12 protein-coding genes and 4 pseudogenes are annotated in these 15,443 nt (G+C 58.2%); 9 read left to right on the forward strand and 7 right to left on the reverse strand.

Annotated elements, in window-relative coordinates; all coding sequences use genetic code 11:
- Positions 1 to 124: 124 nt before the first annotated feature.
- The gene (gene greA / locus QA644_RS30225; protein WP_283072836.1) at positions 125 to 607 is read right to left on the reverse strand and encodes a transcription elongation factor GreA; all 483 of its coding nucleotides are present in this window, start codon (positions 605 to 607) and stop codon (positions 125 to 127) included.
- Between the two features lie 919 nt (positions 608 to 1,526).
- Between greA and QA644_RS30230 the strand changes: the two genes are divergently transcribed.
- Entirely contained in the window at positions 1,527 to 1,784 is a 258-nt protein-coding gene (locus tag QA644_RS30230; protein WP_022718096.1) for a YMGG-like glycine zipper-containing protein, read from the forward strand.
- Positions 1,785 to 2,046: 262 nt separating this feature from the next.
- Here QA644_RS30230 and QA644_RS30235 read toward each other — a convergent pair.
- The 3 genes and pseudogenes from QA644_RS30235 to QA644_RS30245 form a co-directional block, all read right to left on the reverse strand.
- Positions 2,047 to 2,166: pseudogene (locus tag QA644_RS30235) on the reverse strand (LysR family transcriptional regulator); the annotation flags it as partial.
- A gap of 164 nt (positions 2,167 to 2,330) precedes the next feature.
- Positions 2,331 to 2,747 carry a cupin domain-containing protein gene (locus QA644_RS30240; protein ID WP_194731897.1) on the reverse strand — a complete coding sequence of 139 codons (417 nt, stop codon included), beginning with the start codon at positions 2,745 to 2,747 and terminating at the stop codon, positions 2,331 to 2,333.
- Between the two features lie 71 nt (positions 2,748 to 2,818).
- Positions 2,819 to 3,586: an SDR family oxidoreductase gene (locus QA644_RS30245; RefSeq protein WP_283072837.1), complete on the reverse strand. Its 768-nt coding sequence runs from the start codon at positions 3,584 to 3,586 to the stop codon at positions 2,819 to 2,821.
- 352 nt (positions 3,587 to 3,938) lie between these two features.
- Between QA644_RS30245 and dinB the strand changes: the two are divergent.
- A pseudogene (dinB, locus tag QA644_RS30250) lies at positions 3,939 to 4,777 on the forward strand (DNA polymerase IV); the annotation flags it as partial.
- Positions 4,778 to 4,902: 125 nt separating this feature from the next.
- On the opposite strand, the gene QA644_RS30255 reads toward dinB, so the two are convergent.
- Positions 4,903 to 5,091 carry a hypothetical protein gene (locus QA644_RS30255; protein WP_022712572.1) on the reverse strand — a complete coding sequence of 63 codons (189 nt, stop codon included), beginning with the start codon at positions 5,089 to 5,091 and terminating at the stop codon, positions 4,903 to 4,905.
- Between the two features lie 169 nt (positions 5,092 to 5,260).
- Positions 5,261 to 5,806, reverse strand: a complete 546-nt coding sequence (locus QA644_RS30260; protein WP_283072838.1) for a DUF4440 domain-containing protein — start codon at positions 5,804 to 5,806, stop codon at positions 5,261 to 5,263.
- A 108-nt stretch (positions 5,807 to 5,914) separates the two neighbouring features.
- On the opposite strand from QA644_RS30260, the pseudogene QA644_RS30265 reads away from it, so the two are divergent.
- From QA644_RS30265 to QA644_RS30275, 3 genes and pseudogenes are all read left to right on the forward strand, one after another.
- A pseudogene (locus QA644_RS30265) lies at positions 5,915 to 6,899 on the forward strand (LysR family transcriptional regulator).
- A gap of 1,217 nt (positions 6,900 to 8,116) precedes the next feature.
- A complete protein-coding gene (locus QA644_RS30270) occupies positions 8,117 to 8,452 on the forward strand; it encodes a hypothetical protein (protein ID WP_283072839.1) in 336 nt (111 codons plus the stop codon).
- A 49-nt stretch (positions 8,453 to 8,501) separates the two neighbouring features.
- Positions 8,502 to 8,778, forward strand: a pseudogene (locus QA644_RS30275) (transposase); the annotation flags it as partial.
- 45 nt (positions 8,779 to 8,823) lie between these two features.
- Here QA644_RS30275 and QA644_RS30280 read toward each other — a convergent pair.
- Positions 8,824 to 9,612: a hypothetical protein gene (locus QA644_RS30280; protein WP_283074057.1), complete on the reverse strand. Its 789-nt coding sequence runs from the start codon at positions 9,610 to 9,612 to the stop codon at positions 8,824 to 8,826.
- Between the two features lie 697 nt (positions 9,613 to 10,309).
- On the opposite strand from QA644_RS30280, the gene QA644_RS30285 reads away from it, so the two are divergent.
- From QA644_RS30285 to QA644_RS30300, 4 genes are read left to right on the forward strand one after another with little or no spacing between them, the layout of a single operon-like run.
- A complete protein-coding gene (locus tag QA644_RS30285) occupies positions 10,310 to 11,194 on the forward strand; it encodes a peptidylprolyl isomerase (RefSeq protein WP_283072840.1) in 885 nt (294 codons plus the stop codon).
- Positions 11,191 to 12,198, forward strand: a complete 1,008-nt coding sequence (locus tag QA644_RS30290) for a HupE/UreJ family protein (protein ID WP_283072841.1) — start codon at positions 11,191 to 11,193, stop codon at positions 12,196 to 12,198. The genes QA644_RS30285 and QA644_RS30290 overlap by 4 nt, the downstream gene beginning before the upstream one ends.
- Positions 12,199 to 12,219: 21 nt before the next feature.
- Positions 12,220 to 13,338 (forward strand): hypothetical protein, encoded by a 1,119-nt coding sequence (locus QA644_RS30295; protein ID WP_283072842.1) that lies wholly within the window; start codon positions 12,220 to 12,222, stop codon positions 13,336 to 13,338.
- 58 nt (positions 13,339 to 13,396) lie between these two features.
- Positions 13,397 to 15,358: a DUF3604 domain-containing protein gene (locus QA644_RS30300; RefSeq protein ID WP_283072843.1), complete on the forward strand. Its 1,962-nt coding sequence runs from the start codon at positions 13,397 to 13,399 to the stop codon at positions 15,356 to 15,358.
- The last annotated feature ends 85 nt before the right edge of the window (positions 15,359 to 15,443 follow it).

The raw sequence follows: 15,443 nt of genomic DNA on the forward strand, positions 1-15,443 counted from the left end.
GCAGGAAGGTTCGGGGTATCGGAATGGTGCTTCTTGGCCTTAGGCTCGCTTCTTAGAAGAAACTGTCGCTCCAGCCAGTAGCTAGCTGTCCCTTGCGATTGGACATTGGGAGGGCGTAACTTCTCTAGGAGATGGCAAGGATCTCAAGCTCTTGATCACCTACATTGACTATGTCTCCAATAGCTTTGCCCATTAGAGACGTTCCTACAGGTGATGCGAAGGAAATCGACCCGGACTTCGGATCAGCTTCATCTTCTCCAACGAGGCGATATTTCTGCACGCGCCCGTCGTCGCGACGGAAGGTTACCGTGCTTCCGAACGCAACAATGTCAAATGAAGCAGGGTCAGGGACCACCTGCGCCGTGCGAATTCTTTCGCTAAAGTAACGCATGTCACGCAAGGGGATTGCTGCCTGCCGCCGCCGTTCATTCACGTCTTCGATTGTACTTGCAGCATCGTAGGCTTCACGAGCTTTTTGGCGCTGCAAATCCAAGCCCTTCAATCCCGCTTCAGTAACCAGGTTCGGGTGAGGCGAAATCGGACGGTCGGGCAGCAGAGTTTCCGAAGCCGTTTCGGCACTTTCTTCCTTGGTGAACGCGGTGCTCAATCTCAGCCTCCATTTAGACTGGCCAACGACATCGGCGATCCGTCACATGCGCAGATCGATTTTGTTTCGATTTTTCGATGGTCGCGAGCAGATAAGATACCTCTATCGTGGTCCGACGACGAGAGGATTTTTGCCGGATTGTCATATTCCGCATTACGCCGCCCGGAAGGACATCGCGCGGCCCGTGAATAGCGACGCTTTCTGGATGGCAGGAGGCTCATTACCGGGTCGCTGCTCCGGCTCGCGCTGTCACGATCCAGATTGCAGCCAAAAGCTGCACCTGGAGGGGTCGCCCAAGGCAGCCAGCGCCTCAGGCAACAAAGGCTCGGCCGCCACTTGCAGGACGGTGTTCTCGCGAATGAGCTTTCCGAGCGGCCCAACTTTCAGGAGCACCCAGGTCATTGCGTCGAGATCGCCGCTCGATAGCTTTTCATCGTGCGACTGGATGGTAATCTCCCGAAATCCGGCCGCCTCAAGAACGCGGCGTACGTGTTCGGGGTATGTCCGTCGCCGGATCTTTGTCCCGCGCCATTCCGTAACGCAGCGATGAGATTAGGAATTTCCCCTCGGCCAACCACTCCCCAACAGGGCGAGAGACAATTATCGGGGCGCCGGAACGCGTACTTCGCTCCATTCTGATGGAAATTGAATGATAAACTAAGACCAAAGTCCAGCCACTTTCAGGCTTCGGTCCAATGTTCTTTGCCGCAAGCTTGATCCATGTTGTGGGCGGCCTGACGCGCACGGATTCGGTAAGCCGCGCGAAAGGTTAAGGGCTTTCCCGGTCCGCCGCTGGGAAGGCCCCCTTTTTTGCAGGGACGCCGGCATCTCCTGGCTCGGCCTTGGATTCTGGACTTCCATGGATGCTCGGGCTATCTGCTTTCTGTCGTTCGAAAATTGAATTTAGGAAGCAACCAAAATGATGAAAAAAATCGTTCTTGCCAGTGCATTGGTAGGTACCTTAGCATCCTGTACAGCGACCGAACAAGGGACCGCGATCGGCGCCGGATCCGGCGCCATCATCGGTGGTGTCGTCACCAACAGTTGGGGCGGTGCTGCTGTTGGTGCAGTGGCAGGCGGGCTGGTCGGCGCTTTGATCGGACGCTCGACGGAGCACCGTGGCTACTGCATCTATCGTGATCGCTATGGTCGCCGCTATGAGGCCCGTTGCCGTTAAAGCGGACATCCGCCGAGAAACTTCCTGGTCTGATAAGAAAATAGCCGTCTCCTTTCTAATAAGGGGACGGTTTTCCACTCGGCGTGACGCTCCCGGCCCTCGATGTCGGGCAAGGTGGTCTTCGGTATGATCCGGCCTGCTCCCCTCAGGGACAGCTTCGGCTATTGAGTTCGGCAGCCGGCACGGCGTCTCGATCAGGCCAAGCAGGGGGAACGCGACGATGAAGAAGGCGAAATAACCCTCGCGGAGCCGCTACCCCGGCCATTGATTGGTAAAGCCAATCGGAAACCGTCTGGGTGGCCACGCGTGTACCAGCGCTCTGAAGCAGCGCGTCGTAAGTCAACTGAGCACCGAAATAAGATACGGTTTCGTCGGTGATTACATGACAACATCCTCTGTGGTTCCGGGTCTCGGGCCGCTCACCTTGGGTTTCCAAGACAACCCGCGCCTAGGCAGTCGTGTCTTACAATTGCCAGCTCCCAAAACAGTCGATCCGACCGCCGGAGAGGTGGCGATCGGTGTATCCTCGCCCTCTCACATCTGAAGCTATTGGTGATACGGAAGAACGAGCTCCTTTGCGTCCGTATCCACGACGAACACTGCGAGGAGACGCATAGGTTCAGTTTTGCTGGCGTTTTCACTCACTCCGTGACGGTCTCCCGGAAATTCCGAAAAACTCTCGCCGGCCCGGTAGGTTTTGATCGGGCCGTCGTTAACCTGACTTTTCATGGCCCCTTCGAGAACCGTTGCATAGATAAATGCCGAATTGGGATGCGTATGTGCAGCCGATGACCCACCAGGGCCGTATTCGACCAAGACACCTTTGATGCTTTTGCCAGGAACATTCGGTAACTCGTGTTCGTACACCAGAGTGACCTTCGCCTCGTTGTGAGCGTCACCCGCAAAGGAGGCCATCGTTGATGAAAGGGCAAAGGCTGCAGTGAGTAATAATCTTCTGATCATCTTGGTGTTTCCTTCGGTTTTTTCTACGTCAAGCAGGGTTGTGGCCAGATCGCCTATCCACGGCCAACGGATCATGCGCTGACTTGTCTCGCCTGCTGGGATTGACGGAACCAATCTTCGAAGCCGATCTTGCCGAGACGAGCCTCACCCAAAGGCACAAGCGACTGGTCATTCAGCTCGGCGCCGAAGTAACGGGCATGGGCATCCGCCTCAATCGTTCGCGGATCGTTCATTGCTTTTAGATAGCGGCCGACGAGCTCGCTCAAACGAACACGCTCCGGACCTGCGATTTCGAGTGTTCCGTTCACAGGCCGACCGAGCGCGACGTCCGTCATCGCATCGGCCACGTCGTCAGATGCGATCGGCTGAACGTAAGCCGGGGAGAGACGAACGATCGTACCGACGGTGCTGGAATCGGCGATACCCTTCAGGAATTCCATGAACTGGGTGGAGTGCACGATCGAGTAAGGGATCGGCGAGGCCTTAATGAGCTTTTCTTGAGCCAGCTTGCCACGGAAGTAGCCGCTCTCCTGGAGACGCTCTGTACCTACGACAGAAAGCGCGATGTGGTGCTTCACACCAGCCTTGGCTTCCGCTGCGAGCAGGTTTTTGCCGGCCGTCTCGAAGAACTCGAGTACGGCCTTGTCTTCAAAAGAAGGCGAATTGGCCAGGTCAACGACCACTTCGGCTCCAGCGAGCGCCTCCGGCAGGCCTTCTCCCGTCAGCGTGTTGACGCCTGAATTCGGCGAAGCTGCGAGCACTTCGTGGCCTCTGGCACGCAAGCGTGTGACGGTCTTTGATCCAATGAGGCCGGTACCGCCGATGACGACTATTTTCATAGCATTCTCCCTTCTGGGACCCTACGGTCTGGTGTTTCACTTGATTTCGAACGCCAAGGCCGCGATCGTTCATAGACTAAGGCTTGGACGGCTATGATCAGGTCGCGGCCGAGCTTGGGGCTGGGATCATTGGATCGCTGCCGACAATGGGCGGAAAGCTCGGACCTTTCTATCATGCGTGAGGTTTAACCCCCTTAAACATCGGGTATAGTGGAGCAGACCCGAAGTTTAGAATGAACCATTCAGAAGGCTCTGCAATCCTCCGGTTCTTCATTTCGCCGAAAATTCCGACGAGATTGCCAACGCATCGATGTCCGGCGCGGTCGCATGATCGGCTCGCCCGGGCGTGAAGAAGCCGCGCTTCGACGTTTACAAGGCGGTCTCGCTGCAAATCCGTGAAATCTTCGCCGAATACACCCCTATCATCGAGCCCCTGTCGCTCGACGAGGCCTACCTCGATGTGACTGAGAATTTGAAGGGCATGGAGATCGCGACGGAGATCGCGGAAGCAATTCGCGCGAAGATCAAGGCAGTGACCAGCCTGACGGCCTCGGCCGGCGTCAGCTACAACAAGTTCCTTGCGAAGATGGCATCCGACCAGCACAAACCCGACGGACTGTTCGTGATCACCCCGAAGAACGGTCCCTCGTTTGTCGAGGGGCTGCCGGTCAAGAAGTTCCATGGGGTTGGACCGGCAACGGCCGAGAAGATGCGCCGTCCCGGCATAGAAACAGGCGCTGACCTCCGCAGCAAAGACGTAGAGTTCCTGCTCGAACATTTCGGAAAGTCAGGACCATACTTTTACGGCATCGCGCGGGGCATCGACCAAAGAACAAGTCAAACCGGACCGGGTCCGCAAATCGGTCGGGGCGGAGGACTCTTTTCTTGAGGACATTCGTGCCTATGAGCTTGCGCGCAACGGCGTCCAACCCCTGATCGAAAAGGTCTGGGGTTACTGTGAGGCAAACGAAATCGCCGCAAAAACGGTGACTAGTGAATACTCCGACTTCACGCAAATTACCCGCAGCAAGTCAGCGCCTGCCCCGCTTGCATCAATTGCCGAGCTCGAGCGAACAATGGATCTGTTGCTTCCATCGATCTTTCCCGGGCATTCGGCTTCTCGGCGTTACGCTGACTTCGCTCGTACTTAAGACTCCGGCGGAGCAGCCACAGCTTTCCCTTGCCTTTTAGGCAATGCAATGCGCCGAACACAACAGCTTTCCCGCACCACGAGGGCGCAGGCTAAATGTTTTGCAGAGAAACGCCATGCGCCATCTCTCTATCGGGTCATACTGATGAACGAAAAAGCGATCTGCTCAAAGGCGCTGTTTTTTTCCCGCGCTCTTGCCGTCGGAGCTTTTCGAACGTTCCTCAAAACGTTCTGCCCCCTTTGCAAGGTCAGAACCTTTTTGGGCTTCGACTTTCTTTTCCTCTTTTGCGGTGCTTTTTCTCAGTCCGCGTGCGGCTTGCCTACCCTTTTCTGTCGGGGCTTGCTCGATACCCATTGTGTTTCCTCCGCGTCTTGCTGCCGCAAGTTCAACGGTTAGATTCTGACTTCGTTCCACCCCGCTCCCTTGGCAATCTTATGCGACTGCACGCTAAGAGCGGCGCTGAGCCGCCTTGCCTGCCAGATCCAGCGCGAAAAGGCCAGCATCTGAGCTTAAGCGTGGATCGTTACGGCGCTTCGCCGCGCGCAAGCGCGGCTGCCTGTTTCAGGCTGACGCCGTTGACAAGAGGGTCGGCATGTCGATGTGCCAACCGCCATTCTACGCCTTCGCGGCGGTAAACCAACGTAACACGCAGCGGCCAATCCTGGGATGGCAGGCCGCCGGCCTCGACGCGGCATCGTTCGATGATCACAAGAACCGCCATGTCGACTGAACCGTAGGTTTCGACCACTTCCTGCTCGAACGTGCCGTTCCTGAAGAAGCGGCCGACCGCCTCCCAGCGCTCATCCGTCATCTGCGAACCGCGCGTGGGTGGGCCGCCGAATGGAGACATCAGCACGTAGTCGTCCGTGTGAGGGTTCAGCGCACGATATCCGTCGATGTCGCCGCGCATGAGCGCAGCGTTCGCTTCCGTGGATTGTCGGATAAGTTCTGCGATCGCCTCACCGGGACCGCAGCCTTCACCGTCCTCGAGGGAAGCGCTCGTGGCGATTTGCGAGAATGCGGGGCCGATGCCTTTTGCGTCGAGAATGGGGCGTCGTGTGGCTGACATGCGGTTCACTCCTGTCTGTTTCCACCAGTGCGGGGCAACCGTGTGCGGCCTCGCCTGCTCAGGAGATCACTTCAAAGATACTGAATCTAATGATATTATTTCACCGACATGCTGAAGCTGGTTGACCTATCGCGCACAGACCTCAACCTTCTCGTCCTCTTCGAGGTCGTGCTGGACGAACGGCATGTCGGTCGGGCCGCCGATCGGCTGAATCTCTCGCCTTCGGCGGTCAGCCACGGACTCGGCCGACTGCGCCGGCTTCTGAACGACCCGCTATTTCTTAGTACGCCCTGTCGTGCCGACGGCGCGCGCGGTAGAGCTGGCCGCGCCGATCGCAGAGGTCTTGGCCCGGGTAAGGAGCGTCATTTCGACAGCTGAACCGTTCGATCCCGCGAGTTCCGCGCGCCGGTTCACGATCGGCGCTCCCGACGGCGTCTCGGCGGTGTTCCTGCCCCCGCTTCTCGACGAGCTGCGGCGTACCGCGCCCAATATCGACCTCGGCGTGCGTCAATTGCTTCCCGTTCCGGGAGAAACTTCGCCCGAGCGCGCATGGCGCAACGCCTTCGCTGATCTGGAGGTTCGCGCGATGGATATCGCGGTCGTCCCCTCTGAGCACATCCCGACGCGCTTTCATTCACGCGGCCTCTACGAGGAGGATTTTATCGTAGCAATGCGCGCCGGACACCCGTTCGCAGTTGATCCTACTCCGGAGCGATATTGCGAGATGCAGCATCTGGTGGTCTCACTCACCGGCGATCCTCATGGCTTCGTCGATGAAGCTTTGGCGAAGCAAGGCTATTCACGGCGCGTTGCACTGACGGTTCCGAATTTTATGTTCGCGCTCGCTGCCATTGCCGGGACCGACCTGATCTCTGCACTGCCAAGGCGGTTTGTCGCGATCCATGCGGCACACTTCGGAGTCGTCACTGTCGAAGCCCCTCTGCCACTCCCGCGCTTCCGGCTCAATGCTGTCGCGCCCAAAGTCGCGATGATGGATGCCGGCCTGGCCTGGCTTTTCGGGATCCTTGGAAAAGCGCAGTCGTCGGCATCGGAGCTGGATAGGCATCGACCTCGACGAACTCCAATATCGTAGGGTTCGAGACCTCCCGGCCCCAAAAGGCGGCCTTAGATTTCGGCCAGCTGGCGCAGGCTGTGGGACATCCAATAGTTTCGTTGACTGGAAAACTGCCCCACGTTTCTGCAAGTCATTGATTTCTAACACTTTCCGAACACCTCTTCTAGGGCGCCATGAATCCAGGGCCTTTAGGCTCTGCCCGCAGTATCGGAATATAGCTTTCGCTGAGGGTTCGGGGGTCCTTGCTCTTGGCTGTTCAGCAGCGCTAGGGGACCGGATAGGCCAACCAAAAGGCGTACCAAAGGGAACCAAGAGCGAACCAAAAGGGATAGCTTTTTAGTCCATGCTAACTGACCTAATGTGTTCCGTGGGCGTCATTCTGGCGTGTTCATTAGGCGCAGCTAACCGTCTAACTTCACGCCATGGAAGGGGTACGGGCAAAGGGGCAGACATGGCAGACATTCAATCTACGGGCGTTGGTGGCGTCACTCTCCGGAAGGACTGGCTATCGGTCATATCCATTCTATTCGTTGCGGGCTCTATCGCTCTTTCCTTGTGGGGGCATGGCAGGAACGAGCCGGGTGAGGGTAACGCGGTCCTATCGATCGCGTCTAAGACGTCGATAAGCGCACCATGACGGGAGCCGAACCGTTCTTCGCTTACTGCCGTCTTAATGGCTTCCTCTTTCTGGCGAAGGCATCCTTGATGACAGCAACTATGGGAACGAGCGGCAAACCACTTTGGTTAACCCCTACCCTATCCAATTGATTTCGTCTCACCTTCGCACGCTCTGAGACGGTGACGAATGCGGTTTTCTTAGATTTGCGTCCGGATGAGTTTCTGCGTCACCCTACTTTGCGATAGGAATCTTGAAGGAACATGGCGGTGCAACTGCCATGAAAGAAGCCGACCTCTCCGAAATCTACCGAGACTCCATTGCCTGGCCCTTGTTGAACGCAATCCGGGGCTCAGCATGCGAACGTGACAACCACGCTGGTCTAGGCCGCAGAACCCACGGATGGCTCTGCCCCCACTCCTTCACTATTGAGTTTGTTTCGTGGGTCAAAAGCAATTGCGCCGTACCATCGGCGACGACTTTTAGCTTTTCCCAATCGGCGAGGCCGCGCTCGTCGATGCCTTTTTTGAAGGGCTGCGAGCATCCAACCGGCAGCGATATCGTCTTCAGCCTTGCAGACCTTGAAGCGTTCGAGGCAGGCTAGAATTCGAGGGCGGGCATGGTCATTTTCAGCTTCGATGGCGGCGACCACCCCCTGCGCCTCATAATAGGCCTGCGCGATCCGGTGTCGATCTGCGGCGTTGCTCGTGGTGTGGTGATCACCCCCGGGGTAAACGCCAAGGTTTCCAGGAGCGCTGAGGCTTCATCCTGCATCGCTTTAAAACTTCGGCCCTCTACGCCGATGCGGATAATCCTAATCTATCACTGGTTTCGTAGTCGAGAAGAAGCCTTTCTTCCCTCACTATTTCTACAGCACCTCCCGATCTCCCTCATCGCCCCGGACGTGCCAGCGACCGTGCGGTATCGAACGATGTCATCGCGCAAGGCGGCCTGATCTTCCTTGTTTCAGGTAACGCCGAGCCCGATCCTGAACTCGACACCCTCCAGTGCTGCCGATGATGCCCGGCGCACCTGAACGGCGTACCCATTCTTATGGTCGACACGGCACAACCACGTTGTTTGCAGCTCTAGATGTCGCCTCCGGTTTTGTCATCGGCGCCAATATTACAAGCGGCATCGGGCCACCGAGTTCCTGGCCTTCCTGAAGCAGATCGATGCGATCGTCCGATTTGGACGTTCCTAATCGTGATGGATAACTATGCGCCCCACAAAACTGTATCGATCAAAAACTGGCTGATGCGCCGGCCACACTACCACGTCCTTCGAAGTGTCCAATTCTTCTGGCGGCGACCCCGTGGGCGCAGCTTAGAAGCGGAATGCTATGCCCAGAATCGGACCCTGCTCGACGACGTCGAAGACGAATCCATCGTTGTCGTAATTCACGCCCAGCGCACGGTAGCCCGCGACTGCCGAGATCGCATCATTGAATTTGTATCCGACCCCCAAGGCCACGTCCCAGTCAACGTCGGCGCCGCCTCCACCGACGAGCCCCCATCCGGTGAGATAGATCTCCGGTGTGAAGAAGTAGTTGCCCCTGATGCCAACGACGGCATCGGCCCAGGTCGCATTGTCGTTCGCTTCGATCCCGCCGAGGAGGCCGCCGTTGAATGAGATGGTTGTGTCGACCGACCACACTTTGATCCCGCCGACGACGTCTAGGTGCCCTGTTTGATCTTCGAGAACCGAGTAGCCCACACCCACAAGGCCAGAGAACACCTTCGACGTCACGTCGACGCTGTCGGCCAGGATGCCGTTTCGGGTGTTCCCGTCTGCTCCGAGCTTGGTGTAGATAATGTCGCCGAAGATGCTGAACCGCTCGTACCGGGCTTCACCCGCCCCCATGAAGGCGAAGTCCAGGTTCTTCAAGATGTCGCCAAAGTCAGCGTCCACCTGAACTTCCGGCAATCCGAACTGCCCGATGTCGCCGGAAATCCCGGCGCCCCAGAAGTAAGGCGCGACGGTGAACGTCCATCCGCTAGGGCTTTCGATCGCTTTGGCTTCCGGCGCTAGCGGCGTGATGTCCGCCGTGCGGCCGGGAGATGCGATTCCTAAGCCCGCGCACAGAATGGCCGTACATACCAAAGTAGCCTTCATGATCATCCCTCACTCATCGGCGATGGACTTGCCCCTGGATGTCCAGCCGAGATTCCCCTACGACACAAGCTGCCCGAATATCAGTAAAATGCTAAGTAACTTACTGTTACATCGGTCGTGAAAAATTGCACTGTGCGACCAACGCAACCCTTGGTAGCTTGATCAAACATCAAGGGCGCCAGCCTTCGGGTGCCGGTCGGCTGCTGTCATGGTATTTCAACTTGGCGGACTGTGGTCGATTTGTCACTCCATTCATCCCGCCCACCTGGTTGGTGTCGTTGTCTCTGGTGTCCGGATCGACGACGGCGGCCGGGGCGGCCGGTATCAGTCCGGGGCGCGTTTCGGCAGCGGCCGTGCTGGGTCTTGCTGCGATAATTTTATCTCCGAGACCGATCTGCTGTCGCTCAGCGTTTGCCCGTCTGAAACGATTCGACGATAGGACGGACCTACGCTTCGGATACGGAGGCCGTTGCCCTCAACCTGCAGCCGATGAGGCGAAAGCATACACTTACAGCCGGCGACGGTGAATTGCTCCCATCCTTCCCTTATCGAAGCCCGGTGATACGGTTGGTCGTCGTCGGCGACTATCGCCTTGCCAAACACGCCAAACGGTATCAGTATTTCAGCCGTTTCGAATATTCGTGATCCCGCCTTTGACAATGCCTCGTGAGCAATCCTGCATCTGAAGGGACGTCCTGTGAACCTCCTCAGGGAACCACTGCTCCACTTCGTCGTCGGAGGCGCGTTGTTGTTTGCCGGATACGCATGGCTGGACCGCGAACAGACCGATGCCAGCGACCTCGAACCGGTCCGGATTGGTGAAGGCGAGGTACGGTGGTTGAAGGAGACCTGGGCCAACCAGTGGCTTCGCGCACCGAGTACTCAGGAGCTGCAAGAGCTTGTCGCCGATCTCGTGTCCGAGGAGCTGCTCGCCCGCGAGGCGCGGGAAATGGGTCTTGACAGGAACGACACGGTCGTGCGCCGCCGTCTGGCACAAAAGCTGAAGTTCATAGTCGAGGATACCTCGCGTCTCGTCGAGCCAAAGGAAGCAGAGCTTCGGCAATTCTATGAGGCCAACGCCGCCCGCTTCCAAAAGGGGGCGCGGGTGTCTTTCACGCAAATCTTCTTCAACCCGGCGCTGCGCAACGACGCCTCCTCGGATGCAAAGGCGGCGCTTGTGGAGCTAAAGAGCGCGCGCGATACCGAGCTTGCGGCGATGCTTGGCGACAGATTGTTGCTTGACGCCGAAGTCCGCGATGCAGACGAGCAGGCAGTATCCGGCATGTTCGGGCCGGATTTTGCGCGGGCGGTTTTCGCTCTCAAGCCCGGAATGTGGAGCGAGCCGGTCAAATCTGGATACGGCTTTCATCTCGTCTCGATAGCTGACAGCAGCGCCGGGAGGCAGCCCCCCTTTGAGGAGGTTCGCGATGAGGTACGGCAGGAATGGCGACGTGAGAAAGAAAAAGGCGCAGATCGGGACTACATTGCTCGACTTCGCGAGAAATACGGAGTCGTGCTCGATGATAGCGTGAAGGAACTGCTCGGTGCGGACCGTGTCGCTGACATGGCGGCAGCACCATGAGGCGGATCTGGAACTACAGCGTAGTGTTAGTGCTGTTGACACTCAGCATTGGCCTTCTGTCGCTGGTCGCTGCCTCCGCACATGAAGTACGTCCCGCCTACCTCGAACTCCGCGAGGAGATGCCCAACGAGTTCAGCGTTCTACTTAAGACGCCGATGCGTGGCGACGCAAGGCTGGCGCTTTCGGCGGTATTCTCGGGCAAGATTGAGAACATCACGCCGATCGTCTCGCGCCCGACTGGCAACGCCATGGTTCAGACCTGGCGCATGCGGACGATCGAGCCGCTCCAGGGCCAAAAGGTCTTGATCGACGGGCTACGGAGCACCATGACAGACGCGCTGGTGAGGGTCGAGTTTGCCGGGGGCGGGCCATGGGTCGCGCGGCTAACGCCCGGCGCGCCGGAAGCCACCATTCCTGTGGCACAAACCCGCGGGATGGTGGCCGCCACTTACCTCACGCTCGGGATTGAGCACATTCTGCTTGGATTCGATCACCTGCTATTCGTGCTTGCCCTTCTCATCATCACGCAAGGGAACTGGCTGCTCGTAAAGACCGTCACTTCATTTACGGTTGCCCATAGCATCACGCTGGCGCTGGCGACGCTCGGCTTTGTTCATGTACCCTCGCCCCCTGTGGAGGCCGTGATCGCATTGTCGATCGCCTTTGTCGCGGTCGAGATCGTTCACGTTCGACAGGGGCGCAGACGTCTTTCTGCCCGAGCACCTTGGCTGGTGGCCTTCGCCTTCGGGCTTCTCCATGGCTTCGGCTTTGCCGGTTCCCTGAGTGAGATTGGATTACCAGTGGGACAGATTCCATTGGCGCTGCTTTTCTTCAACGTCGGGGTGGAGATTGGTCAGCTTCTTTTCATCGGAGCGGTGCTTGCACTTGTCGCGCTCATCCGATTGGCCAAGCGGCCTTTGCCTGCCTGGCTTAACCTCGTGCCGCCATACGCCATCGGCACGATCGCTATGTTCTGGGTCATCGAAAGGGTCGCGGCGTTCTAAGATCATCAGGGGGGATGGCACATGGACACCTCATTCGCGTTAGTTGCAGCTCGCGGGCCAATGAGCGCCATCCTGGCCTGGCTGATGCCCATGATTGCTGCTGCGTTCCTCGTCGTTCCGACGCCCGCTCACGCCTGCGTGCTCTGCTTGCCCTATCCCCAAGAGACTAATGCCGATCAGGTCATTGGAAGTGGTACGGCGGTTTTTGCCGGCGAGAATCCGGCAAAGCCTTTCTCCTATGTGGTCCAGGAAACATTCAAAGGACACTACGACGGCAGCGCAATCCCTCTGTTCCTCGATTCGATGACAGGCCGCGCCCTCAGGCTCAATTCGACGCTTCGGGTCATTCTCGTTCAGAACCGCCCCGACGGAATCTGGAGGGCCTTAGGGCTGGCGGGCAGCGAGTATCAAGGTGTTATGCGCCAACTCGCCGATTGGGATGCGGGCTCGAAGACGCCAGCCGAACGCGCGATATTCTTCGCCCCTTACCTCCGGCACGAAGATCGCAGGCTCGCGGAGCTGGCCTTTCTGGAGGTCGGGCGCGCGCCTTACGCAACGCTGCGCAATCTCAAAATAAATGTGGGGCGAGATGATATTTATCGGATCGTCAACGACTTCTTTCATGCCGAATGGCATGGGCTTTACATCCTCATGCTCGGCACGTCGGACCGACCGGATGACATCGCCTTCGTGCGCGCAAAACTGAAGACCGCGGCGAAGTATGCGCTGACGACCAATCTCGCTGCTTACGCAACCGCGCTCATTGAGATGACGGGCGCGGACGGGGTATCGCGGCTTGCGGAAGAATATTTCGTTAAATCGGGCCGAAGTAACGGCGAGTTGCTCGAAATTGTGAAGGCGCTGTCGGTACAGGGAACAGGCGGGGCAGTCGAATTGCAGCCATCGATCATCGATGCATATGGACGTTTGCTGGCGGTTCATCCCGAGCTTGCCGGCTATGTCGCAAATGATCTGTTCGCCTGGAAAGTGACGCGTTTCGTGCCCCGGCTGCGTGAAATCTTCAATGCTGGCGTCGGGCTCGACGAAGCATCGCGTTTTGCAGTCGCCGCATACCTTTCAAGCGCCGATGACGGCGGAAGCTCCGAGGGTGGGCTCGCTCCGTCCGATGATCTCCGATGAGCAGTTTCCAGGGAACAATTGGCTTGGCATGCACCAACCGAATAATATGGAGGAAACAATGAAAACCTATCACCTATTACTGCTTGCTTCGGCCGCTATCCTTGTCGGAGCCCTGACAGGCATTTCACCCGCCGTGTCGCAGGACGACACGCCTGCCCTCGATTCTGGAACTCTCAACAAGGATGCCGCCGACCAGCTCTATCCGACCAAGCGGCCCTACTCGCCCTATGCGGGACGAAAGTTCCCGACGCGGCCGCTTTTCGGCGATACGCATCTGCATACGTCCTTCTCTATGGACGCGGGCGCCTTTGGCGCCCGGCTGGGACCAAGGGACGCCTATCGCTTCGCCAGGGGCGAGGAGCTCATGTCGTCCACTGGCCAGCCCGCAAAGCTGTCGCGACCGCTCGACTTCCTCGTCGTTTCCGATCATTCCGACAATATGGGCTTCTTCCCCGACCTGTTTGCCGGCAAGCCTGCGATGCTCGCCGATCCGACCGGCCGCAAATGGTACGACATGATTCAATCTGGCAAGGGGGCCGATGCAGCGATCGAGATCATCGTCGCTTTTTCCCATGGAACCTTCCCCAAGGATCTGATGTATTTTCCCGGCACGACCGCCTATCGGGGCGCCTGGCAGGAAACTATTGCCGCGGCAGAGGAGTACAACGATCCGGGCCGTTTCACCGCTTTCATCGGCTACGAATGGACATCCAATACTGGCGGCAACAATCTGCATCGCAACGTCATCTTCCGCGACAATGGCGACAAGGCGAGCCAGGTTGAACCGTTTACGGTCTATCCTCCCATGGGCAGCGACAATCCGGTCGACCTCTGGAAGTGGATGGAAGCCTACGAAAGCAAGACCGGCGGAAACGTGCTGGCCATTGCGCACAACGGCAACCTAAGCAACGGCACGATGTTTCCGATCGTCGAGGCTTTGGGAAAGCGACTCGACAGCCAATATGCCGAAACCCGCCTGAAGTGGGAACGGCTCTACGAGGCGACGCAGACCAAGGGCGATAGCGAGGCGCATCCTTTCCTGTCGCCGAACGATGAGTTCGCCGATTTCGAGCGATGGGATAAGGGAAACCTCGACGGAAGCGTCGCAAAGACCAAGGAGATGCTGGAGTTCGAATATGCGCGCTCGGCGCTGAAAAACGGCTTGAAGCTTGACAGGCAACTCGGGGTCAATCCTTACAAGTTTGGATTGATCGGCAGCAGTGACGCGCACACCTCGCTGAGCGCGATGGAGGAAGACAATTTCTTCGGCAAAACAGTGCCCCAGGAGCCGAGCCGGCAGCGCACCACCGCCGCGTTCATCGATAACAAGCAGACCGGCGTGAAGATCATGGACTGGGAGGTTTCCGCGTCGGGCTATGCAGCCGTTTGGGCCATGGAGAACACGCGCGAATCCCTGTGGGATGCGATGGAGCGGCGCGAAACCTATGCCACGACCGGTCCACGCATGGCGGTGCGCCTATTCGGCGGATGGGATTTCAACGCCGATGACGCCAACACCAGAAATCCGGCCATCGCCGGCTATCTCAAGGGCGTGCCGATGGGCGGCGACTTGGTGTCGGCGCCCGAAGGCAAGGCACCGACCTTCCTGGTTGCCGCCCTCAAAGACCCGATCGGCGCGAACCTCGACCGCTACCAGATCGTCAAGGGCTGGGTCGACGCCGCCGGCGAGGTCCATGAAAAGATCTATGACGTCGCCTGGTCGGGCGACCGCAAGCCCGGCGTCGACGGCAAGCTGCCAGCGGTGGGTACCACGGTCGACATCAACAATGCGACGTGGAAGAACACGATCGGAGCGCCCGAACTGGTCGCCGTCTGGACCGACCCGGAATTCGACCCCGCGCAAAGCGCCTTCTACTACGGGCGGGTGCTGGAGATCCCGACGCCGCGATGGACCGCCCATGACGCCAAATACTACGGCATTAAAGTGCCGCCGGAAGCCAAGATGGAAATCCAGGAGCGCGCCTACACATCGCCGATTTGGTATTCACCTGCGCCTTGAACAGGCTATCGGCTTTGCGGGTCGCACTGCTCGTGTGTGCGATGCCGCCGCTTGCCTCGACGGGTGGATAACGATTTTAAGCGCT

Origin of the sequence: Rhizobium sp. CC1099 (assembly GCF_029714385.1) — a bacterium.
In the GTDB taxonomy this organism is placed as follows: Bacteria; Pseudomonadota; Alphaproteobacteria; order Rhizobiales; family Rhizobiaceae; genus Rhizobium.